Genomic DNA, 21,142 nt, shown 5'->3' on the forward strand with positions numbered 1-21,142 from the left:
CTATCGGCCGAGCAGGCGCGGCCACTCGATGGCGGGGCAGCGGTCCATGACGACCGTGAGCCCGGCCGCAGCGGCTTCCGTCGCAGCCACTTCGTTGATGACGCCGAGCTGCATCCAGACCGCTTTGATACCCAAGCGATCCTTCTCGCGGATCGCAGCGCGGACGACATCGAGAGCGGCTTCGGAATTGCGGAAGATGTCGACGACGTCGACGGGCCGTGTGATCGCAGCGAGATCCGCGGCTACCGGCTGCCCGAGTAGATCGCCTCCGGCCAGCCCCGGATTGACCGGGATGACCTCATAGCCTCGCGCCAACAGAAAACGCGCCACGCCGTGGCTCGGACGGCTCGGATTGGCGGATGCGCCCACAACGGCAAACGTGCGGGCCGTGCGCAGCAGATCCGCAATCTCGTCGTCGCTCGGAGCTTGGTTGGTCATGATTTCTCGTAGGGCAGCACGACGTGGCCGGCCGCGTCGAACGGGAAAAACGGATTGTACGCCACCTCCCAGAGATGGCCGTCGGGATCCTTGAAATAACCGGACTGGCCGCCCCAGAACGCGCGCTCGGACGGCTTCACGATGGTGGCACCTGCCGCTTCGGCCTCCGCAAGTACGCTCGCGACCTCGGCTTCGGACCGCACGTTATGGGCCAGTGCAACGCCGGAAAATCCGGGCGCGCTGTCCGAGACTTTCGCGTCCTTGGCAAGCGACGCGCGACCGAACACCGCGAGCACCACCCCGCCGGCATCGAAAAACGTGACGTTCTCGTTCGAATCCGAAGAGGCTTTGAAACCCAGTTTTTCATAGAATGTGCGCGCACGCGCGACGTCGGAGACGCCGAGCGTCACGAAGGAGAGGCGCGGCTCCACCGCTAGCACCCTTTCCAGACAGGCGTGCGCTTCTCGATAAACGCGCCGATACCTTCGGCGGCATCGCGGGCCATCATGTTTTCGACCATGACGGACGCTGCATAGGCATAGGCCTCGGCGAGCGGTTCTTCGATCTGGCGATAGAAGGCTTCCTTGCCGATGGCGACGGTGAGTTTCGATTTGGCGGCGATGATGCGTGCCATCGCGATCGCCTCTTCCCGCACACGCTCGGGCGGCACGACACGATTGACGAGCCCATAGCTTGCCGCAGCCTCGGCGCTCAGCATTTCTCCGAGCAACAGCATCTCCATTGCCCGCTTTCTCGGAACGTTGCGAGACAGCGCCACCATCGGGGTCGAGCAGAAGAGGCCGATGTTGACGCCAGGCGTGGCGAAGGTTGCAGTGGAAGCGGCAACCGCGAGATCGCAGGTTGCGACCAGCTGGCAGCCGGCCGCCGTCGCGATGCCCTCGACAGCCGCGATAACGGGCTTCGGATTGCGCACGATTGCCTGCATGAGCCCAGCGCAGGCCTGCATGGTCTCGTCGTAGAACGCGCGACCGCCGTCGGTATCCGCGCGATGTGCGGCGAGCTCCTTGAGGTCGTGACCGGCCGAAAAAGCCGGGCCGGCTGCCGCGAGCACGATGGCGGCAACCTCTCGATCACCGCCAAGACGCGCGAGACTGTCGCCCAACGTAGCCATCATACGTCGCGAGAGGCTGTTGCGCGCGCGAGGGGCGTTGAGCGTAACCACCGCGACACCCGGCTCCGGATTCGCGACCAACACCAGCTCCTCGCTGCTGCCGGTCACGTCCAAAGCCGATGCCGACGTCTTGGTATCGGTGGTCACGATTTCAACATTGCTCCGTTGGCGTGTTTCACGCCCCGCGCGCATTCAGCTCAGCGTTTCCGGCTGCTCAGGGTGCCGGACCTTCGCCGTCCGCGGGGCCGCTTTCGCCGGCCTCTTCGGGGATCAGCTCCTCGATGGCGGCGATATGCTTTTTCACGACATCGACGTTAGCCGCGAACTTAAGCGGCTTGGCCTGGGCGATCTCCTGCGTGAGGTCGTCGACCGCAAGCTTCTTGTCCTCGGGCGGGATGGTGTCGTCGGCCTTGATCTCGTCGAGCTCCTTTTTCATCTTCTCGACAGGATCGGTGTACTTTCCCGTCGCGCGATCCAGGCCATCCAGCACGATGGTAATGTTGGCGCCGACGTCCTCGAAATCCGCAAAGCTCGTGAAGCCGTGCTTTTTGGCGATGTCCTCGAGTTCTTTCGTCAGCGCTGCGTCGGGCTGCTCGCCACCTTCGGCAAGCTTGCTCGCGAGCGGCGCGAAATCCTTCTGGGCCGAGATGAAGTTCGTCACGAGCTGATCGGTCAGCTCGAGCTGCTTGAACTCCTGCGCGGCTGCGCCGAACGCGCCCGCGCCTGCCAGTATTGCGCTCAGACCGATGGCCCCTGCCAGCGATCTCAGACTAGAAATGAACGTGCTCATGAAGCGTTGTCTCCCATTCGCAAAGCATGCTCGCGATCGTGTGGGTCCCCCAGCATGTCGATCCCGTACCGCAACTAAGATCACAACTGAGACGGATCTAAGAACGGTCAATGGGTCTCGATGTTCCTGCCGGGATACCCGCTAAATCAATTGGCCTTCGCACGATCACGTCCGCCCAGGCTGCTCGCATCCATCCCGCTACACCGGTGTGGCAACGGCCGCAAGAAACGGTTAACTCCAGAACGCTGCCACGCCACGAAATCCGGCGGCGATAATGAGGTATTATTTTACCGCCATGATGGTATTTAGATACCTCATTATTTAATTTATTGATATTATTTGATTTTATCTTTTCTCGCCCCAATTGACGTGAGTCTATCCGTCACGTACACACCACGCTTCGCAACGGCGTGGGTTATTCCCGCCGAATTCCACTCCAATTTGGGCAGGAGCCTGTCCCGCCATGAAGACATTCGTCGCCAAGCCGGGCGAGGTGGACAAGAAGTGGGTCGTGATCGACGCCGAGGGTCTCGTCGTCGGTCGTCTCGCCACGCTGATCGCCACGCGCCTCAAGGGCAAGCACAAAGCACTCTATACGCCGCACGTCGATTGCGGTGACAACGTCATCGTCGTCAACGCCGAGAAGGTCGTCTTCACCGGCAAGAAGCGCGAAGACAAGGTCTACTATCGCCATACCGGATATCCGGGCGGCATCAAGGCCAACACGCCGAAGCGCATCTTCGAAGGCCGCTTTCCCGAGCGCGTCATCGAGCTTGCTGTCGAGCGCATGCTGGCCCGCGGGCCGCTGCAGCGCAAGCTGATGAGAAACCTCAAGATTTACAAGGGTGCCGAGCATCCGCATGCGGCGCAGTCGCCGGTTGCGCTCGACATCGCGAAGCTCAATCGCAAGAACTCGAGGGCCTAATTGCCATGGTACAGGAAACCAAGTCCCTGGACGATCTCGGCGCCCTCAAGGGTGCTGCTCCTGCCGAAGCACCCGTGCACGTGCAGAAGCTCGACAAGTTCGGCCGCGCCTACGCAACCGGCAAGCGCAAGGACGCCGTCGCACGCGTCTGGATCAAGCCGGGCCGTGGCCAGATCACGGTCAACAAGAAAGACTTCAAGCAGTATTTCGCACGCCCCGTGCTGCAGATGCTGCTGCAGCAGCCGCTCAATGCCGCGAACCGCGCAACGCAGTTCGACATCATTGTGACGGTCGTCGGCGGCGGGCTTTCGGGCCAGGCCGGCGCGGTGCGTCACGGCATCTCCAAGGCTCTGACCTACTACGAGCCGGAGCTGCGCGGCGTGCTCAAGAAGGGCGGCTTCCTGACGCGCGACAGCCGTACCGTCGAGCGCAAGAAGTACGGCCGGGTCAAGGCTCGCCGCAGCTTCCAGTTCTCGAAGCGCTAATTCGAGACGGGCTGAATTCAAGCCCCCTTACGTGTTTTTCGTCGCAACGGCCCGCTTCAAGCGGGCCGTTGTTTTTTTGTTTGAAATGGTGTTGTTCTCTGCTGCCAAAATGGAATGGGCGCACGTTCCAGCATTCCTGTTTGACCTGAAAAGGCTCCGTTGATGATCGAAGAGCTGTTAATCGAGATCGGCCACCTGGTATCGCCGGAGTGGTGGTATCAAAACGCTATTCCACTCTTCAACATCCTGATCATCGACCTCACGCTCGCAGGCGACAACGCGATCGTCGTCGGCATGGCGGCGTCGCGCGTCGAGAAAAGCATGCGCGCCAAGGTCATCTTCTGGGGCATCGCCGGCGCGGTCATTCTCAGAATTCTGTTCTCGGGCGTTGCGCAGCAGATGCTGCAAGTCATCGGCCTCACGCTCGCAGGCGGCCTGCTGCTGCTGTTCGTCTCGTGGAAGATGTACAAACAGATCATCGAGGGACATGAGCACTCGATCGATCATGTCGAAGGGCAGCTTGCGGCTGACCTGCCGAAAAACCAGCAGGCGACCTTCTGGTCGGCACTCTGGACGATCATTCTCGCCGACGTGTCGATGTCTCTCGACAACGTGCTTGCCGTTGCTGGAGCCGCCGGCGACTCGACGCTCGTGCTGGTCATCGGTCTTGCGATCGCGATCGTGCTAATGGCCGTCGCATCTACCTACATCGCCAAGCTGCTTGCGAAGTATCCTTGGATCGCCTGGGTCGGCCTCATCATCATCCTCTACGTCGCACTCGACATGATCTATCGCGACAGCCACAAGATCTTCTGCGCCGCTTACGGCATCGGCTGCTCGGAGACGATCTGGGAAGGCATTCTGCATCGGCTCGGCTTCGGGCCTGGCGGAGGCACATGAGCAAGGCGTCTGCAAAATCCGGCGCCGGCAAGCCTCGCATCTTCATCGATGGCGAAGCCGGTACGACGGGACTAGAGATCCGCGAACGGCTGGCGGCTGAGCCAGCCGTCGAGGTGGCCAGCATCGCCGCCGAGGCGCGCAAGGATCCGAAAGCCCGCCAGGCCTTGATGGCGGACGTGGATCTCGTCGTGTTGTGCCTGCCCGATGCAGCGGCTATCGAAGCCGTCGCATTGGCAGACGCCCTCGGCGACAAGAGCCCGCGCATCGTGGACGCTTCGACCGCGCATCGCGTCGCCGCAGGCTGGGTGTATGGCTTTCCGGAACTCGACAAGGCGCAGGCCGAGGCCGTGCGGCAGGCGCGGCGCGTGGCCAATCCGGGTTGCTATCCGACCGGCGGCATCGCGCTGCTGCGCCCGCTCGTCGATGCCGGGCTGTTACCAGCCGACTACCCGATCACCGTGAACGCCGTTTCCGGATACTCAGGCGGCGGCAAGTCGATGATCGAATCCTACGAGGTCGGCAAAACGGCCCCTGCGTTCGAGCTTTACGGATTAGCGCTCGAACACAAGCACCTGCCGGAGCTTCAGCGCTATTCTCGGCTGACGCGGCAGCCGATTTTCGTGCCGTCGGTCGGAAACTTCCGGCAGGGCATGCTGGTTAGCGTTCCGTTGCATCTCGACACGCTGCCAGGAAAGCCTTCGGCGCGCGACCTGGAGCAGGCACTCGCTGCGCACTACGCGGGCTCGAACCTCGTTCGCGTCGCGCCGCACGCCGAGACCGCTAAGCTCGGCGGACGCCTCGATGCGCTTGCTCTAAACGGCACCGACAAGCTCGAACTGTTTGTGTTCGGGCACGACAAGAACGGCCACGCGCTGCTCGTTGCCCGGCTCGACAATCTGGGCAAGGGTGCCGCGGGCGCAGCCGTGCAGAACATCCGCCTGATGCTCGGGCTTTAGCCCTTTGATGAGACCGATGATTCACGCTTCAGGCTTTTTCTGCGCTGCCGATTCACGCCGCGCCCGATAGGGGTCGCGACGATCGGAGCGCGTAGGGCCTGAAGCGATCATGGTGGTCCTTTAGCGAGACCGATGATTCACGCTTCAGGCTGGTAGGGCCTGAAGCGATCATGGTCTGTATCCCTGTTCCCTACGGAACTGCGGCGGATTGCATCCGGCGCATTGTTCCGCATGGCTCGGAGGAGGCTTCCCGATGATCTGGCTTGTTCTCATCGTGCTAATTGGAGGCGCATTTGCAATCGCGGTGATCGCATCCGACGCGCAAATCGGCCCTTCGGATCGCTCGGACGACGCGAAACGCAAAGACCTGCCGCCTGACAAAGACGCCGAATAGGTTCGGGTGGCAGGGTCAGGCTTTGCGCGCCGCGACGTGCAGATGGCGCACCGCGATCACCAGCAGGATCGCGGCACAGGCCTGATGCGCAATGCCGAGGCCGAGCGGCACGGCTTCCAACAGCGTCCAGATGCCGAGAGCGGCCTGACCGAGCACGCCTGCCACCAGCAACGCCGACGAGCCACGGGCTTCGCGACTAGCTCCCGAAGTGAACGTCCGCACAGCTTCGATCGCGACCAGAACGACGACGCTGTAGGCGATCAACCTGTGAATGAACTGCGCCATCACCGGGTTTTCGAACGGATTGTGCCACCAGGGCTCGATGGCCCACAAATCATGCGGGATGAGCGCGCCGTTCATGGTGGGCCAGGTGTTGTAGACGAGCCCGCCCTTGAGGCTCGCGACGAAGGCGCCGATCACCACCTGTAGAAAAATGGCTCCGATAATCAGCAGCGGCAAGATGCGCGCCGTGGTGCGCCCAGCCGTGTTCTCGCTTTCAGGAACCGTAAGTTCGAGCGCCAGCCACACGACGAGTGCCAGGATCAGAAAGGCGACGGTGAGGTGCAGTGCGAGCCGATACTGGCTGACGTCGACGCGGTCGACGAGGCCGGATTTCACCATATACCAGCCGATGACTCCCTGCACGCCGACGAGCAGCCCCACCCCCAGCAGCTTCAGCGGATAACCGGGCCGCATCACGCCCGCGTACCAGAAGATCGCGAGCGGCAGAGCCAAGGCAAGCCCGATGATGCGGCCAAGGAAACGATGGCCCCACTCCCACCAGTAGATCGCCTTGAAGGCGTCGAGTGACATCCCCTTGTTGACGAAGTGGTATTCCGGGATTTCCTTGTACTTGGCGAACGCCTCCAGCCAGTGGGCTTCGGTCAGCGGCGGGATGGCGCCGAGGATGGGCTGCCACTCGGTGATCGAAAGGCCGGAGTCGGTCAAGCGTGTCGCGCCGCCCACTGTGATCATGGCCAGCACCAGGCCTGCGATGGCGTAAAGCCAGATACGGACGGCGCGGTCCCAAGGCACCGCGCGCACTGCGCCCGCCTCTTTTCCTGCTCCCGCCCCTTTGCCCGTCATTGTCCCGGTCGACGCCATGCTTATTTTTTTCCTCGGGTTTCGCCGAAGGTGTGATAGGGCGAACCTGCGCTCCGATCAATGCGATGATCGGGCGCGAGAGGTGCCTCTTCCCTACATCGCCGTAAGGTTATGGGCCGTAAGGGTATGTACGGGGTTGGTTGGAAAATATGGGCCGTTCATGACCCTTCGCACACGCAAGCTGGTGGGCGCGATCGCGCTGCTGCTGTTTCTCACGGTTTATGCGCTTGCCGCCATGATGGTCGCCATCGTGATGCAGGTCGGCGCCAGCAAGGTCGCGGAACTCGTTTACTATCCGGTGGCGGGCCTGCTGTGGCTGCCGCCCGCGATGTGGCTGGTCAAATGGATGCAGCGCCCGGACGCGTAGCCGGAGCCGGCGACAAGCTCTCGCGCGGACGCTTTTTCAGCAGTTTCCGGATCTGATCGATCGCCGTCCTCGCGGTGTCGAAGATGGCGAACGGCAGGCCGGTCATCATGATCGCAACGTAGTGCGGCTTCTGGTAGTCGCCGTTGAGGGAAACGCGCGGCAGACCGGTCATGGCCGCAAGATGACGCGATCTCAGCACATCCTTGTGGGTCGTCACCGCGGTTTCGAGACCGAGCGAGCGGACGATCTCGAAATCGCGTTCGCCCGCGCTGCAGGCGTCACCGTACGGGAAGCTGAAGTGCGGGCACGGGCGCCCTAGTTCTTGCTCGATGCGCTTCACACTCTCGCCGATCTCGGCGCGCGCGTCTTCCTCGGAGAGCTTGGCGATTGCGTAGTGGCTGCGCGTGTGTGCGCCGATCGTGACCAGAGGATCGGAGGCAAGCGCGCGGAGTTCGTCCCAGTCCATGATGAGATCGCGGCAGAGCATAGAGGCATCGTAGCCGGCAGCCTCGGCGATCCTGCGGACAGTGGCGCGCAGCTCACTCTCGGGCTTTGCGCGCAGCGGCCAGTAGATCTCGTAGAACGCGCGATCCTTCGCTTCCGGCGTGCTGGTGTCGAAGATGCGCATGGCGCCATCGAGCGCGACCTCGAGACGATCGACCTTGCGAATGGCGGCTTCGAGCACGAACCACCAGAGATCGCCCTCCCCGTCGGCGTAGGCCGTCGGCACGTAGATGGCGAACGGCAAGCCACGTGCCTTGAAGATTGGATAGGCGTAGTCGCGGTTGTCGCGATAGCCATCGTCGAAGGTGAAGCACGCGAAAGGTCGGGTTTCGCCTTCCGCCTTCATGCGGCGGGCGGCCTCGTCCAGCGAGACGATATCGTAACCGGCTTTTTCGACGGTCTCGATGGCCGCTTCCAGAAAGGTCGGCGTGACTTTCAAAATCCGGTTCGGCTCGAAGCTCTCGGGAGCCTCCGGGCGGACATTGTGCAGCGTGAAAATAATGCCCTTGCCGCGTGTCAGCGGGGCCAGGAGCGCGCCTGCGCCCGAGTAATGCAACATCGAGAGCGCGGCCTGCATGACGCGTGTGGATGTGCGGCTCATGGTCGTTCCGGATTGCTTCCCAAACGACGAGCTAAAGCCAAGTTCGTTCAGATCATGTTAAATCCGAAACGGGCTGTTACGTATCAGCGTTAACAAATGCTTGCGATCAGCCAGCCCGCGCGACGCGTTCACCACGCGGCTTGAAGCCTTCCTTGCCGACCGCGAACAGCGCAATCCCTTCGACCTCGAAGCCCAGGAACGTGCCGGGCTCCGCGGGCGCGCTCGGCTTTGCTGCCGTGTCGTCGACGAGCATGACGCCCGTGTCGAAGCGGCCTTCGATTGCCTCGAACAACGGACGGGCCTGCTCCGAGCGGCTCACGACGACGATGTGCTCGTAGACGTCGTCCAGCGCATCCAACAGGAAATTGATGGTGTCACTGTCGAGCGGTTCGTCTGCCGTCTCGACTGCCCGGCCGGACGGAATGAGATGGACGTCGTTGTCGCGCAGAGGACGCACGACGTCCTCGAAGCGGGCCTTGCCCTCGATCAGATCGGCGAAGCCGGGGAAAGATGGCTGGCCCAGAGGCTCCGCGATGCCCACCCCGTCGCAGCTCCAATCGATCATCACCACCGCCAATCCCTTGTCGGCCAGCAGGCGGCAGAGACCCAGCGCTTCGTTTGCCAGGGAAAACACGTTCGAGGAGCCCACGAAAAGGGTTCTGACGCCGGAGCTGCCTTTCCGGCGGAGGCCCTCGAGCTTTTCGACCAGGACATCGGGTGACGTGATTTCCGCCGTGACCAGGCTCTCGGATGCGGGTGCGACCTCGGCGGCGGCTGGAGCCGGAATCGGCGGAGGAACCACGGGTTCGGCTGGCAGCTCGGCGCGGGCAGGTTCCGGGATCGGATGATGAACCGGAAGCGGAGGTGGGCCGGCGGCTGGCACCGGCATCTCACGACGTGGCCTCTCGGGCAATCTCGGCTGGACACGCTCGCGCTCAGAGCGTTCAGCGCGATCCTGTGCGCCGGCGCGGCGGCGGCTCGGCACGCGGGCGCCGCTCAAGAGGCCGCGCGTGATGACGAGCGCGAGACCGATCAGGATCGTCGCGACCGCAACCAGGAGAGCGGTGGACGTCTTTTTCGGGAACACCGGAATGCTTGCGGCACGCGCGCCGGACACGATCTGCGCTTCCACGGGCACGGCACGGCTATCGTCGGCGCGGACGCGATTGCCCTCGTATTGCGCGCGCAGACGATCGAGTTCGGCGCGCTTCGATTTCGCATCGGCTTCTAGGCTTCTGAGCTTTGCTTCCTCGGGGCCGGAGTTGACGATGCGGTTCTTGATCCCGCTGACGTTGCGCTGAATCGCTTCTTCGCGGAGCGCGGCGACCTTCGCTTCCTTTCCGAGACCGTCGACGACGTTCGCGACCTCGGTGGCGAGCTGCGTTTTAAGCCCCTTGAGTTCGGCAGCGAGCTGACGCATGCGCGGATGGCCCGGCAAGAGCGTCGCCGAAAGCTCGGAAATCTGGCGCTCAACGCGTACCCGGCTTTGCACCAAGCTCTGGATCAGCGGAGATTTTTGTACGTCGGCCAATGTTTCGGCACTTCCGAGCTCCTGCATCTCGCGGGCCTGCTTGGCACGCGCCTCGGCTTCGCTGCGTGCGGCCTGCACGCGCGACAGCTCGGCATTCAATTCCGAAAGCTGCTGCTCGTTAAGCCCTGTTGCCTGCTGGCCGCCCTTGAAGATGTTGGCCTCGCCCCGGAACTTCTCGACCGCAGCCTCCGCAACGGAGGCCTCCTCGGCGAGTTTGGCGATCTTGGGCTCGAGCGCCTTCTGGACGTCGTCGGTCTCGGCGATGCTCTGGCGCGCGAGGTTCTCGCGATAGGTCTCGGCGATGCGGTTTGCGACGGCTGCCGCCAGCTCCGCGTCGCTCGAGGAAAAGCGTACGCCGATGAGGCGGCTTTCCTTCGGCGAGTAGACTTCGAGGCGATTGAAGTAGGCGGTGAGCGCGCGCGCCTCGTCGCTTTCGGAGGCGCGCGGGGCGCCGATGCCGACGAGGCGCAGCAGGCGGGACCACGTATCGGGCGAGCCCTTGGCGCTGTTGAACTCGGCAAGGTCGGCGAGCTTCATCTCGCGGACGATGGTTTCGCCGAGATCGGGCGACATCAGCGCGCGGACGTGGGTGTTGACGGCCTCCTTGTCCATTCGCACGCTGACGCTGTCAGAGCCTCCCGAGCGGGACGGATCAGCGAATGGGTTGTTGGTACTCTTCGATTCGATCGCGAGTTGCGTCTCCGACTGATAGCGCGGCGCGACCAAGGACAGGCCACCATAGGTCGCGGCCGCCAGAACAGCTGCGAGCACAGCAAGCCGCGGCAGGCTGCCAATCGCGCTCTGCCACAGCGATTTCAGGTCGATATCGTCGGGACGATGGTGTGAATTGGGGGCCATTTCGGATTCGTCCGATACTTGCGTAGCTCCGACGGATACACGCCCGCGCGTTAGAAATTCCTTAAGTTTCTCAAAAAAGGGCACCTCCTTAGGTTTTCTTAACCGTGGCTCCCTAAGACTGACCGTAGACACCCAATGGTTGTGCGGTCGAGCATGCGCGCTGGTTCTACGGCTTTCATACGTCTGGTCTTTTCGTGCGTCGGCGCGCTCGCGCTGTCGGCGTGCGCGCACGATCCCGACACCGTCGTCGCGGCGGCGCTGACCAATGCCGAGCGGCAGGCCGCTCCTTACGTCTACGGCGATGCCGAGCCTCCGCGTGAGGGCGAGGTTGTCGCCTGGGGCGCTCCCACCGTTCATCCCGCTGGCCTCAAGGGCGATCCCAGACTTTCGGAAGCCGAAGGCCCTTACGTGCTCGATACCGGCGACCGCCTTCGCGTGTTCGTCTACGGGCAACCGAACCTGTCGCGGGCCTACACCGTCGACCAGGAAGGCGCGATCACCGTGCCGTTGATCGGCGCCGTTCGCGCACGCGGACGCAGCACGCGCGAGGTCGAGCGCGCGATCCGCCATCAGCTCGCCGAAGACTACGTGCGCGACCCTCAGGTGACCGTCGACATCCTGCAGAACCGGCCGTTCTTCATCTACGGCGAGGTCAAGGCCGGCGGGCAATATCCGTTCATTTCGGGCATGACCGTCGAAACCGCCATCGCGGTCGCGGGCGGCTTTTCGGAGCGCGCGAGCGTGCGCAGCTTCCGCATCACGCGGCGCCTCAACGGATTTGTCGATCAGATCGAGGCGCCGGGCGACTATCCGCTGCTGCCGGGCGATACGGTCTACGTCAACGAGCGCTTCTTCTGAGGTTGCATCCCGTGACCGACAGCGCCTCTCAGCCGCCGCTTCGCATTCTTCACGTCATGCGCGCGCCCGTAGGCGGCCTGTTCCGGCATGTGCTCGATCTCGCCGGAGAACAGGCGCAGCGCGGGCACTTCGTCGGCATCGTCGCCGACAGCACTGCGGCGGACGAGCTGACCAAGAAGCGGCTCGCCGCCATCGAGCCGCACCTGCGGCTCGGGCTGTCGCTCATTCCGATGAGCCGGCAACCGGGGCTTGGCGACATCAAAGCGGTCAATTCCGTCACCCGCATCGCGCGTGCGCTCGATCTCGACGTGCTGCACGGACACGGCGCCAAGGGCGGCGCTTATGCGCGGCTTGCAAAGACTGTGCTTGCGGCCCGCGGGCTTCGCGTGGCGGCGTTCTATACCCCCCACGGCGGAAGCCTGCACTACAAGCGCGGCACGCTGGCCGGCGCCGTGTTCCGAGTGCTCGAGCGGGTCATGGGGCTGATGACCAACGGCCTCATCTTTGAATCCGACTACGCGCGCACAGCCTATGCGGCGCTCGTGGGCCAGAGCGGCACGCCAAAGCGTGTCATTCCGAACGGCCTTGCGCCCAAGGATTTCGAGGAGCGTCCACCGCAGCCCGATGCGGCCAATTTCCTGTTCATCGGCGAACTGCGCGCGCTGAAGGGCGTCGACGTGCTGCTCGACGCACTTGCTGCCGTCGTTCCGAAAATGCCGGTTCGCTGCGTGATCGTCGGTTCCGGTCCCGATGGCAACGCATTCAAAGCGCAGGCGCAGGCGCTCGGCCTCGGCGCGCATGTCACGTTTCCCGGTGCGATGCCGGCTCACGACGCGTTCCCGCTCGGCCGCTGCCTCGTCGTGCCGTCTCGCGCAGAAAGCTTTCCCTACGTCGTGCTCGAAGCGGGCGCGGCGGGCAAGCCGTTGATCGCGACACGGGTCGGCGGCATTCCGGAAATCGTTGCCGGCACGGAGACAGGGTTGATCGAAGCGGGATCCGTTCCCGAGCTCGTTCAGGCGCTGGAAGCCGTGCTTGCAGATCCGGAGGGCGCAGACGCCCGCGCCGCCGAGCTGCGGGCGGTCGTGCAGCGCAAGTTCACCGTCGCGGCGATGACGGATCAGGTGCTGGATTTCTATCGCCCTGGCACGCGCTGAGGGGTAGGCGGTCAGTCGGGCGCTTTCGTCAACGCCAATCTGAGCCATGCGGGCGCGTCGTTCGCAGCGCGCGCCGTAAGCTCGCCCGGTGTCCAGCGGTAGGCAGCTTCGAACAGCTCCTCGTGGCGATGCCAATCGAGAAAGCCGGTGCCGGCCGCGATGGGCGGCACGAGCGAGATGTCGTCGGCATGCAACTCGCGCAGGAAATCGCGCCGGTTGGCCATCAACGCGCGCATCAGCACGGTGATGAGCCCAGGCGCATCCGGCAGCGAAGCGCGCCGCAGAGGATTGAGCACCAGCTTGAGCAGAGCGCCCCGCGACGGCAGAGTTTCATAATCGACATCGAAGCGATCGAGCTCGGGCGGCTTGAAGCTGACGACGACGTTCGGCCCGGCCTTGAGATCGTGCATGACCTTGATCGGCACGTTGTCGAGCAGGCAGCCATCGACCAGCATGTCGCCGTCGCCGGTGTAGACCGGCGGCAGCAGAACCGGGATCGAGGCGGAGGCGCGGATTGCCCGCCAAACCGGCCCGGTACGATGGACGACAGGACCGTAGCGCGACAGGTTGGTCGAGATTGCGAAGAACGGCAACCAAAGATCCTCGATGTCGATGGTTCCGAACAGGCGCTGCAGCTCGGCATCGAAGACCGTGTGATCGAGCAGAGCATAGCGCGGCAGCGTGTAACGGCGCAGCGCGCGATTGGCGACGAACATCTCGCCCATCTTCGTATCGATTTCGTCGGGCGTCGCATCCAGCATGAAGGCCGCCGCAAGCGCCGCACCCGCCGACGTGCCGCCCATGATGTCGAAGGCCACTCCCGCCTCCAGAAGCGCCTTGTAAACACCGGTGTGAGCGGCCGCGAGGGCGCCGCCGCCTGCCGCGACGAAGCCAATGGCACGGCCTTCAATGAAACGCGCGAGCCGCTCGACATCCGCCTCGCTATCAAGCGCCACGTGATGGTGCATCGCGACCGGCCGATCCGCGAGCCAGCGCGCCGTGCCGGTGAGCTTTCTGCGCGTCGGATGCAGCAGGACGAGCCGCGTCGCTTCCGGCGTTACGAAACGGGCGGCGAGGCGTTCGAGGGCATTCAGCGCAGGAACGGCTTCATGGGGTGCAACCGCGAGGACGAGATCGGCATGGCGAATGACCTTCTCGCTCCACGGCGTTATGCTGTCGTCCGTCACCAGCAGCAGATGATCGTGTGCGGCTTCGAGCGCGTTCAAGCGCGCGGTCGCGTCCGGCTCCTCCAGTGCGCTGCCGGTCCCCAAAAGCGCGCGGGCGGCTTCGCCATCGATCACGGCACAACGCGCGTTCCGGCCTAGCGCCTCGGCAAGCATGTTCAGGAACCGCCGGTCGATGCGCGCGTCGCCGGCTGGGATGATCGAGATCGTGCGCGGCCGGGGTGCCGCCTGCGGCAGACTTGCGCTGTGCGACGTGGTTGCCGCGAGGCGATTGGCGAGCGTTGCCGTCAGCGTCGACCAAATCCCAGGATGCGCCGCAACCAGCTCGTCGAACTCGGCCCGCGAGAGAGCGAGGACCAGGCTGTCGCGCATGGCGGTGACGTTTGCAGTTCTCGGGTTTCCGGTCAGGAAGGCGATCTCACCAACCGGCTGACCTGGCCCAATCTCAGTGACCGGCTCGCGACGCCCTTCGAGGGTGACGACAAAGCGACCCGACACCACCACATAGAGAGCATCGGCCGCGTCGCCCTGGCGCATCAGTACGTCGCCGCGGCGGAGCGTACGCAGCACGCAGCGCTCGGCGAAGGCTACCCTCTCCGGCTCGGACAAGCCCGAGAAGAGATCGACTTCGGCGATGCCGTCCAAAAGACCGTCGGCGGGTTTCATGAAGGGAGGACCGCTTGCTGCCGTCTCCGTCACTATAGGAAGTGGTCACTATAGGACGGGCGGTCTCGATCCGAACCGGACTTATTGGCGAGGCCGGTTAACGGCGGCGGAAAAATGCGGGAGCTGTCCACGTCTCTCTCGCCAAGCCCACAATGAACAGGCCAAGGGCGGGCAGAAAGACCGCGATGAAGGACAGAACGAGGGCGAGCGTTGCGTGCATACCCTCAATATGGGGGTAGATCGGTTTCGGATCACCGTCCGAACGCCTTCTCTACCAAAATTTAAGCTGCGACCGCTTGTCCCTGGATGCCGTATCCCTCGGTCGCCGTGGTCAGGGCCTCGCTCATGGCGCGGGCCATCTTGTGCGGGTTGAAGCCCCACTTGGCGTTGAGGCGCATGTTGGCGGCGGCTTCGAGCGCGGTCACAAGTGCTGCCTGCCCATGAATGGCGATCAGATCGCTGACATGGCGCGTGCGGGTTGCTTCCAGAAAGCTGCGGAAGCGCAGCAGAACTGCCACCTTGCGAACGCGCGCGCGGGGCGAGATCTGCCAGAAATCCTGCTCGACGCGGCGCAGATCCTCGTCCGACAGCGTGACCGACGGCAGCAGCAGATTGCCAGCCGACAGAATCTTGAGAGCCAGTGCCAACTCGCGGGCGCCGACGCGCGGGACATCGCTGGTGTCGACGGCGGTTTCCGGGGCTTTTTCGTTCGTCATGGCGTTTTAGCTCCGTGTTTCGAGTTGGCTCGAACGGCCAAATACGGTCCAGGGCGATCCATGCAACAGGATGATGTCCCTTGGACTATGTGATTCGACGAGGAAATCCACATCGAGACCGACCAGGCGGCCATCTGGGTTGCGGATATCCGTCTTCGAGAAGCGGTATTTCCGGCCATCTGTGGCGCTGATAACGCCGAAGCCGATGCTCTCGTGAAACTTGGTGATCTGACCTTGCATGACACGCTCCAACTCGGGTCGCGACCGCCAGAAGCGGCGCTTGGCAGAACCATGCCGGAGAAGGACAGCGTGTGCTGTTACGGCAGGAACATTCCCAATCTTTTCAATCGTGTCAACCAATCTCTTCGCAAGTGCACATAGAAAAAGGCCGCCTTTACAGGCAGCCTTTCAATTGGTCGCAGGAAATTATGTACCGGTCGGTTAACTCACGCCGTCCGCTTCGTGCGGAGCGTGCATCACGGGCCACTTTTCTCGTCGGTTTCGAGTGCCAACCCCGCGAGCGCAACAGGCGTGCGGGGCCGGCTCGGCGTGGAAGCCTTAGTTGTTACGAAAAAAGGCGTCTACCCGCATGCCCGGCTTCAACGCCGAGGCATTCCCCTCCAGTTCGATCGTCACTTCCATGACCTCGACGTCGGTCGGACGGAGCGGGCCGCGGGGGCCGATCTTGGCCTGGCCGAGGGTCGGCGCGATGCTCGTCACCTTGCCCTGGAACTTCTCATCCTGCACGCTCGTGCTCTTCACGTAGGCGGACTGGTTGAGCTTGATCTTGCCCACGTCGCCTTCGTCGACTTCGGCCTTCACGCGCAACACGCTCATATCGCCCATGACGACCAGCGCGAGTTCCGGCGAAGGCGCCACGACTTCACCCTGCTTGGCGTTGACCTGCAGGATGGTGCCTGCGTACGGCGAGCGAATGCGGGTTTTATCCAGAAGCGCTTCGGCCATTCTCACCTCGGCGCGCGCGGCGCTGACAGCGGATTCGGCGCGGCTCGGCGCCGGCAGGTTCGGCTTCGATTGAGCCTTCACGTAAGCGATGCGCTCGCGCTCGAGGCGCTCATTCGCATCCTTGAGGCGACGGCGTGAATCAGTGACGGCAGCTTCGCTTCCGGTCCCGCTGCGCTTCGCGGCGATGGCGTAATCCAACTCGATGCGGGCGCCCGTCACGGCGCGCTCCGCCGAGTAGATGGCGTCCTCTGCCTTGCGCACGTCCTCACGGCCCGAGGCAAAGGCCTTCTCGCGATCCTCGCGCAGCGCCTCGGCTTCGGTCTCGGCGGATGCGAGCTTGGCGCGTGCCTCGGCATCGTCCAGACGCAGCAGAAGCTCGCCTTCCTCGACCTTGTCGTCGACCTTGATCAGAACTTCCTCGACGCGCCCCATGTAGGTGGCGCCAAGGCGGATATCGCCGGACTTCGGCTCGACGCGGCCTGGTGCGGCGGCTTCGTAGTCCTTGGTCACGAGCGGAAGCGCCTCGTCGGCAACGCTGCCGGCTTTGTACTTGTCGTAGGCGAGGTAGCCGCCGGCTCCGGCAAGCCCCAGCAGAATTATGAGGTTTATGGGCTTCAACATGGCGCGTGATGTTCCTTAAGCTGCAACGTTCTTTTTCTTGGACGCGGCTCCGTTGTCGGGGCCTTTATGGTTCGGCGAACGGTCGTCGCCGACAATGCGTCCGTCTTCGATGGTGATGATGCGATCGGCGTAATGAAGCGTGCGGTGATCGTGGGTGACCGCCATGACGGCGCGTGTCGGATCCTTTGCGACCTCGGCCAACAGCTCCATCACGGCCTTGCCGTTCTCGCTGTCGAGCGCTGCCGTCGGCTCGTCCGCGAGAACCACGGAAGGACGCCCCGCCAGCGATCTCGCGATCGCGACGCGTTGCTTCTCGCCACCGGAAAGCTTCGAGGGGTAGGTGTGCATACGATGACTGAGACCAACCGACTTCAACGCCTCGGCGGCGGTTTCCATCGGATCGAGGGAGCGGGCATCACGCACGTCGAGCGCGACCAGAACGTTCTCGATCGCCGTCAACGTCGGAAACAGGTTGTAGCTCTGGAAGACGAAGCCGACATGCTGGCGGCGAATCTCGGCGAGATCCTCGGACGACTGGCCGACGGCCTGATGACCCGCCAAATGCAATTCGCCGCTCGTCGCCGTGAGAATGCAGCCGAGGATCGAAAGGAGTGTTGTCTTGCCGCTGCCGGACGGCCCCATCAGCAGCGTCAACTCGCCGGGGCGCAGATCCATGCTGACGCCCTTCAGGATGTGAAGCTCGCCGGCCCCGGTCCCGATCGTCTTGACGATGTTGCGAGCCTCAAGAAGCGGGCGCGGCCCGTTCGATGCTCTTGGTGCCTTAGACATTTTAACGTGATCTCCCGAAACCGAACGCAGTGATCAATTCAAAGAGCTTGCCACCAACGGCTTATCGCGGCTGTTACGCTTGTCACATGAAAGTGCGGTAAGGCGCCGATTTTTCATTCGCCAAACCGGAAATCATTCTCTCAACGGATCACTACGCGCGGGACGCTACGAACACATGCTGCTCGCTGCAAGGGGCCACGGCGTCCGATCCGTTCCTTCACACTCTTGCCTCCACTCAAACGAGATCCGGAGGGCTTTTGGCCCTCCGGCCTCATGGTCCGGCGTCGCGGGTCCTCACCTATTGAAGACACCCGCAGGATCGATTCGCGTCACCTTACGGATCGCAGTGATGGCGGCGAAGACACACATGCCGACCGTCAGCGCGAAGAGATAGGCCGCGATCTTCGGCGTCATAACGATCGTCAACGTCGGCACTCTTACCGAGAGACGGTAGATCGCAAGCATGGCGAGCAGCATGCCGGCGGCATAGCCGAGCACCGCCGAGAGCAACGCCTGGATTAAGATGACGGCGTGGATGTAGCTCGCCGACGCACCCAACGCGCGCAGCGTGGCGAACTCGTTCAAGTGATCCTTGGTGCTGGCGTAGAGCGTCTGCGCGACAATAACGACGCCGACGATCGCGCCCAACACCATGCCGGTGATCAGTGCCAAGCCGGCGCCGGTCGAGAACATCCAGTAGTTGATGCTGCGCCGGGTGAATTCGTCATGGGTCAGAATCTCGGCGCCCTGGAGGCGGTCGGCCAAGCTCTTGCGCACGGCTTCCAGATTGGCACCCTTTTCAAGCGTCACCAGGACGTAGGTCGACTGGGATGCGTTCGCGCCGGTGAACTTGCGCGCGGTGGCGATGGGGGTGAAGCCATACGGAAGCGTGGTGAAGGAGCGAATGCCCTTCGTGACCGCCGTGACTTGCGCCCGCTGGTTGTTGATCTCCGCGTAATCGCCCTTCTTCTCGATGCCGAGATCCTTGAAGTAGGATCGATCGACGGCAATCGCGTTCGGCAAGTTCAGATCGTCCACCTCGCCTTCGTCAATGCTCCATGGGCGCGTTCCGCCATTCGCCCAGTCGAGACCGACAAGGATGAACGTCTTCTTGCCGCCTTCGGGCTTACGCCATGCGGAGAAGCTCACGATCATGTCCTCGGCCTTGAGCACACCCGGCGTCGAGAGCGCGGCGTACTTCTCATGGCCGATCAAAAGCGAGGGATCGTCGAAGCTCTTGGTGCCGAAGGGCACGATCCAAAGATCGGCGGGTGCCTTGTCGAGAACCGTGGCGATCTTGTTTTCCGATCCCTTGTAGAGACCGACCTCGATCGCAACCAACACCACGGAGAAGACGATACCGATCAGCGTGACGAGAAGGCTCATGCGATCATGAAAAAGATTCCGGTAGGCGATCTTGGGCGCCATCTTGATGACTTTGCCCTGAGCCGCCGGCGCGGCAGAACCCGCTCCCGCTGCAATCTTCTTCATCATGTCCGTCTCCAATGAGGTAACGAGAGTGTTGTGCGCTGAACTCGTTGCCGCGTCCAGCGCCCGCGCAAGCCCGCGCGTGCTTTTATTCCATTACAAACCGATGTGTCAGACCGAATTTAGGCTCGGCGCGATCGCCGGTTCACGGTGCGATGTTACCGCTCGGTCTCTAGGCGTCCGCTTTTCGTAGATTGGCAGAACGCCTCTTGTTTTCGTTGTGTCGTGCTTCTTGCCCGCTACTCGTTGCAGCCAACTGAAACCGTGGTGCCGATGGCAGGAATGAACTTCTTGCAGGTTTGGGGCGCATCGGATGTCGCGGCGGTCACCGTGTTGCTGGTGGAAGACGCCTCGGCCTTCACGTCGGATGCCGGTTGAGGCGTGACGGTCTCGGTTTCTTCAACCGGAACCGAACCCTGAATCAGCGCGGAGCTGCCGGTTACGCGGCTTTCCCCTTCCTTCGCCGGCTCGATTTTCGAATCGGCTTTCGGAGCGACGACCTTTGCCGGTTCCGCCTTTGCGACGCGGGGAGCAGGCTTATCGATGTGCCTGGCCTGCTGAACCGGAGCGCGCTTCTTTGGGATCGCCTGTTTCTGATAACCGGCGCTGCCACCTTGAGCGGGCGTTGCGACGAACGTTCCAAGCGGACCGCCGAAGCCCAACCGAACGCCACCGCCGGCTTCGGCTACCGACGTCAACGCGAGCATGGCCGTGAGAGCGGATGCGAGAGCGAGAGACTTGGTATACATGGCGATCTCCTGGATCCGTGATCAGCTTGCCGGGCGTGTCTCGATGTTGACCGGCGTTGAAATTCTGATCGGACCATGCGCCACGCCGACGTCCCTCGCTGTTCCAGGCGGCACAAATTTGTCATTTCGTGCGCGGATCTCGCGGCGCTGCTCTCGAACGTAAACCGTGCACAAATGAAAAGAGCCGACCCCATCTGGGACCGGCTCTTTGGCTTTGTGTCTTTGACTGTTACGCCCGAGTGTTAGCAGCCGACATTCACTGCGACGCCCAATGCCGGGACATAACGCTTGCAGGTATCGGGAGCGTCGGCGACGGTCGTCTTGGCCGGCTCGGCTTCGCTTGTCGCAACCGTCGTGTCGGCAACGGTCTTGTTGGCGGCGGTCTTGTCGGTCGTCGGCTCGATCTTCGCGGCATCGGCCTGGCTGACGTCAACCTGAGTGAGCGCAGCAGTGCTGGACGGCGCAGCGACGTAGGTGCTCGGCGTCTTGTTGGTGGCTGCGGTTTCTTCGACGGGCGGCTCATCGCCGTTGGCGACGGCTTCAGCTTTCGCCTTCTCGGCTGCAGCGGCCTGCTGCTGGCGCTTGGCGGCTGCGGCCTGAGCCTGAGCTTTCGCACGGGCCTGTGCCTGCGCCTTCGCCCGGGCTTGAGCTTGCGCCTGAGCGCGGGCCCGAGCGGCTTCTGCCTTCTTGGCCTGCTGAGCCTGGTGCGCCATGGCGCCGACGGCCAGAACACCGAGACCGATGCCGAGGCCAATGCCGCGACCACCTGCTTCGGCTGCCGGGGTGATGGCCATGCTGGCGGCCACAAACGTTGCGATTGCTGTGATGCTGAGCTTCTTGGCCATTGTCGTCTCCATCTGATCTCTTGCGCTTGAGCGGATGGGGCGTGGCCATCAGCGCTCTCTTGAAGCTCAATGTGCCGTTTCATGTGCCGAAGCGCTGTTCCAGTTGGAACAGGCTTCAGAA

The 21,142-nt window shown here is 63.1% G+C and carries 23 protein-coding genes; 8 read left to right on the plus strand and 15 right to left on the minus strand.

Annotation, left to right across the window (positions count from 1 at the left end):
- From RCO24_RS03215 to RCO24_RS03230, 4 genes are all read right to left on the minus strand, one after another.
- Positions 1 to 438, minus strand: a complete 438-nt coding sequence (locus RCO24_RS03215; protein WP_308959956.1) for a CoA-binding protein — start codon at positions 436 to 438, stop codon at positions 1 to 3.
- Positions 435 to 869, minus strand: a complete 435-nt coding sequence (locus RCO24_RS03220) for a VOC family protein (RefSeq protein WP_308959957.1) — start codon at positions 867 to 869, stop codon at positions 435 to 437. Before RCO24_RS03220 ends, RCO24_RS03215 begins: the two co-directional genes overlap by 4 nt.
- 2 nt (positions 870 to 871) lie before the next feature.
- The gene (locus tag RCO24_RS03225; protein ID WP_374990907.1) at positions 872 to 1,717 is read right to left on the minus strand and encodes an enoyl-CoA hydratase; all 846 of its coding nucleotides are present in this window, start codon (positions 1,715 to 1,717) and stop codon (positions 872 to 874) included.
- Between the two features lie 67 nt (positions 1,718 to 1,784).
- The gene (locus RCO24_RS03230) at positions 1,785 to 2,360 is read right to left on the minus strand and encodes a hypothetical protein (protein ID WP_308959958.1); all 576 of its coding nucleotides are present in this window, start codon (positions 2,358 to 2,360) and stop codon (positions 1,785 to 1,787) included.
- A gap of 463 nt (positions 2,361 to 2,823) precedes the next feature.
- Between RCO24_RS03230 and rplM the strand changes: the two genes are divergently transcribed.
- The 5 genes from rplM (at position 2,824) to RCO24_RS03255 (ending at position 6,020) form a co-directional block, all read left to right on the plus strand.
- Positions 2,824 to 3,285, plus strand: coding sequence for a 50S ribosomal protein L13 (rplM, locus tag RCO24_RS03235; RefSeq protein ID WP_308959959.1), 462 nt, complete (start codon positions 2,824 to 2,826; stop codon positions 3,283 to 3,285).
- 5 nt (positions 3,286 to 3,290) lie between these two features.
- Positions 3,291 to 3,770 carry a 30S ribosomal protein S9 gene (rpsI, locus tag RCO24_RS03240; RefSeq protein ID WP_308959960.1) on the plus strand — a complete coding sequence of 160 codons (480 nt, stop codon included), beginning with the start codon at positions 3,291 to 3,293 and terminating at the stop codon, positions 3,768 to 3,770.
- 162 nt (positions 3,771 to 3,932) lie between these two features.
- Entirely contained in the window at positions 3,933 to 4,670 is a 738-nt protein-coding gene (locus tag RCO24_RS03245; protein WP_308959961.1) for a YjbE family putative metal transport protein, read from the plus strand.
- Positions 4,667 to 5,626 (plus strand): N-acetyl-gamma-glutamyl-phosphate reductase, encoded by a 960-nt coding sequence (argC, locus tag RCO24_RS03250; RefSeq protein WP_308959962.1) that lies wholly within the window; start codon positions 4,667 to 4,669, stop codon positions 5,624 to 5,626. The genes RCO24_RS03245 and argC overlap by 4 nt, the downstream gene beginning before the upstream one ends.
- Before the next feature lie 253 nt (positions 5,627 to 5,879).
- Positions 5,880 to 6,020, plus strand: coding sequence for a hypothetical protein (locus RCO24_RS03255; RefSeq protein ID WP_308959963.1), 141 nt, complete (start codon positions 5,880 to 5,882; stop codon positions 6,018 to 6,020).
- A gap of 15 nt (positions 6,021 to 6,035) precedes the next feature.
- Here the strand turns inward: RCO24_RS03255 and RCO24_RS03260 are convergent, their stop codons facing one another.
- On the minus strand, positions 6,036 to 7,106 hold the full coding sequence (locus RCO24_RS03260) for a COX15/CtaA family protein (RefSeq protein ID WP_308959964.1): 1,071 nt from the start codon (positions 7,104 to 7,106) through the stop codon (positions 6,036 to 6,038).
- Positions 7,107 to 7,284: 178 nt separating this feature from the next.
- Between RCO24_RS03260 and RCO24_RS03265 the strand changes: the two genes are divergently transcribed.
- Positions 7,285 to 7,491 (plus strand): DUF2842 domain-containing protein, encoded by a 207-nt coding sequence (locus tag RCO24_RS03265; RefSeq protein WP_308959965.1) that lies wholly within the window; start codon positions 7,285 to 7,287, stop codon positions 7,489 to 7,491.
- On the opposite strand, the gene RCO24_RS03270 is transcribed toward RCO24_RS03265, so the two are convergent.
- Positions 7,463 to 8,596, minus strand: coding sequence for a polysaccharide deacetylase family protein (locus RCO24_RS03270; RefSeq protein WP_308959966.1), 1,134 nt, complete (start codon positions 8,594 to 8,596; stop codon positions 7,463 to 7,465). The genes RCO24_RS03265 and RCO24_RS03270 overlap by 29 nt on opposite strands.
- Before the next feature lie 106 nt (positions 8,597 to 8,702).
- On the minus strand, positions 8,703 to 10,985 hold the full coding sequence (locus tag RCO24_RS03275; protein ID WP_308959967.1) for an exopolysaccharide transport family protein: 2,283 nt from the start codon (positions 10,983 to 10,985) through the stop codon (positions 8,703 to 8,705).
- 153 nt (positions 10,986 to 11,138) lie between these two features.
- Between RCO24_RS03275 and RCO24_RS03280 the strand changes: the two genes are divergently transcribed.
- Positions 11,139 to 11,843, plus strand: a complete 705-nt coding sequence (locus RCO24_RS03280; RefSeq protein WP_308959968.1) for a polysaccharide biosynthesis/export family protein — start codon at positions 11,139 to 11,141, stop codon at positions 11,841 to 11,843.
- 11 nt (positions 11,844 to 11,854) lie between these two features.
- The gene (locus tag RCO24_RS03285; RefSeq protein ID WP_308959969.1) at positions 11,855 to 12,997 is read left to right on the plus strand and encodes a glycosyltransferase family 4 protein; all 1,143 of its coding nucleotides are present in this window, start codon (positions 11,855 to 11,857) and stop codon (positions 12,995 to 12,997) included.
- 11 nt (positions 12,998 to 13,008) lie between these two features.
- Here the strand turns inward: RCO24_RS03285 and RCO24_RS03290 are convergent, their stop codons facing one another.
- From RCO24_RS03290 to RCO24_RS03325, 8 genes are all read right to left on the minus strand, one after another.
- Complete coding sequence (locus RCO24_RS03290) at positions 13,009 to 14,847, minus strand: cyclic nucleotide-binding and patatin-like phospholipase domain-containing protein (protein WP_308959970.1); 1,839 nt, start codon at positions 14,845 to 14,847, stop codon at positions 13,009 to 13,011.
- Positions 14,848 to 15,128: 281 nt separating this feature from the next.
- Positions 15,129 to 15,563, minus strand: a complete 435-nt coding sequence (locus RCO24_RS03295; protein ID WP_308959971.1) for a hypothetical protein — start codon at positions 15,561 to 15,563, stop codon at positions 15,129 to 15,131.
- A 6-nt stretch (positions 15,564 to 15,569) separates the two neighbouring features.
- The gene (locus RCO24_RS03300) at positions 15,570 to 15,803 is read right to left on the minus strand and encodes a hypothetical protein (RefSeq protein ID WP_308959972.1); all 234 of its coding nucleotides are present in this window, start codon (positions 15,801 to 15,803) and stop codon (positions 15,570 to 15,572) included.
- Positions 15,804 to 16,121: 318 nt separating this feature from the next.
- Complete coding sequence (locus tag RCO24_RS03305) at positions 16,122 to 17,150, minus strand: HlyD family efflux transporter periplasmic adaptor subunit (RefSeq protein WP_308959973.1); 1,029 nt, start codon at positions 17,148 to 17,150, stop codon at positions 16,122 to 16,124.
- Positions 17,151 to 17,165: 15 nt separating this feature from the next.
- Complete coding sequence (locus RCO24_RS03310; protein ID WP_308959974.1) at positions 17,166 to 17,939, minus strand: ABC transporter ATP-binding protein; 774 nt, start codon at positions 17,937 to 17,939, stop codon at positions 17,166 to 17,168.
- Between the two features lie 294 nt (positions 17,940 to 18,233).
- Positions 18,234 to 19,433: an FtsX-like permease family protein gene (locus tag RCO24_RS03315; RefSeq protein ID WP_308959975.1), complete on the minus strand. Its 1,200-nt coding sequence runs from the start codon at positions 19,431 to 19,433 to the stop codon at positions 18,234 to 18,236.
- A 233-nt stretch (positions 19,434 to 19,666) separates the two neighbouring features.
- Positions 19,667 to 20,176 (minus strand): hypothetical protein, encoded by a 510-nt coding sequence (locus tag RCO24_RS03320; protein WP_308959976.1) that lies wholly within the window; start codon positions 20,174 to 20,176, stop codon positions 19,667 to 19,669.
- A 242-nt stretch (positions 20,177 to 20,418) separates the two neighbouring features.
- Positions 20,419 to 21,021, minus strand: coding sequence for a hypothetical protein (locus RCO24_RS03325; RefSeq protein WP_308959977.1), 603 nt, complete (start codon positions 21,019 to 21,021; stop codon positions 20,419 to 20,421).
- Between the last annotated feature and the right edge of the window lie 121 nt (positions 21,022 to 21,142).

It is taken from the genome of Hyphomicrobium sp. LHD-15 (genome assembly GCF_031157355.1).
Taxonomy (GTDB): Bacteria; Pseudomonadota; Alphaproteobacteria; order Rhizobiales; family Hyphomicrobiaceae; genus Hyphomicrobium_C.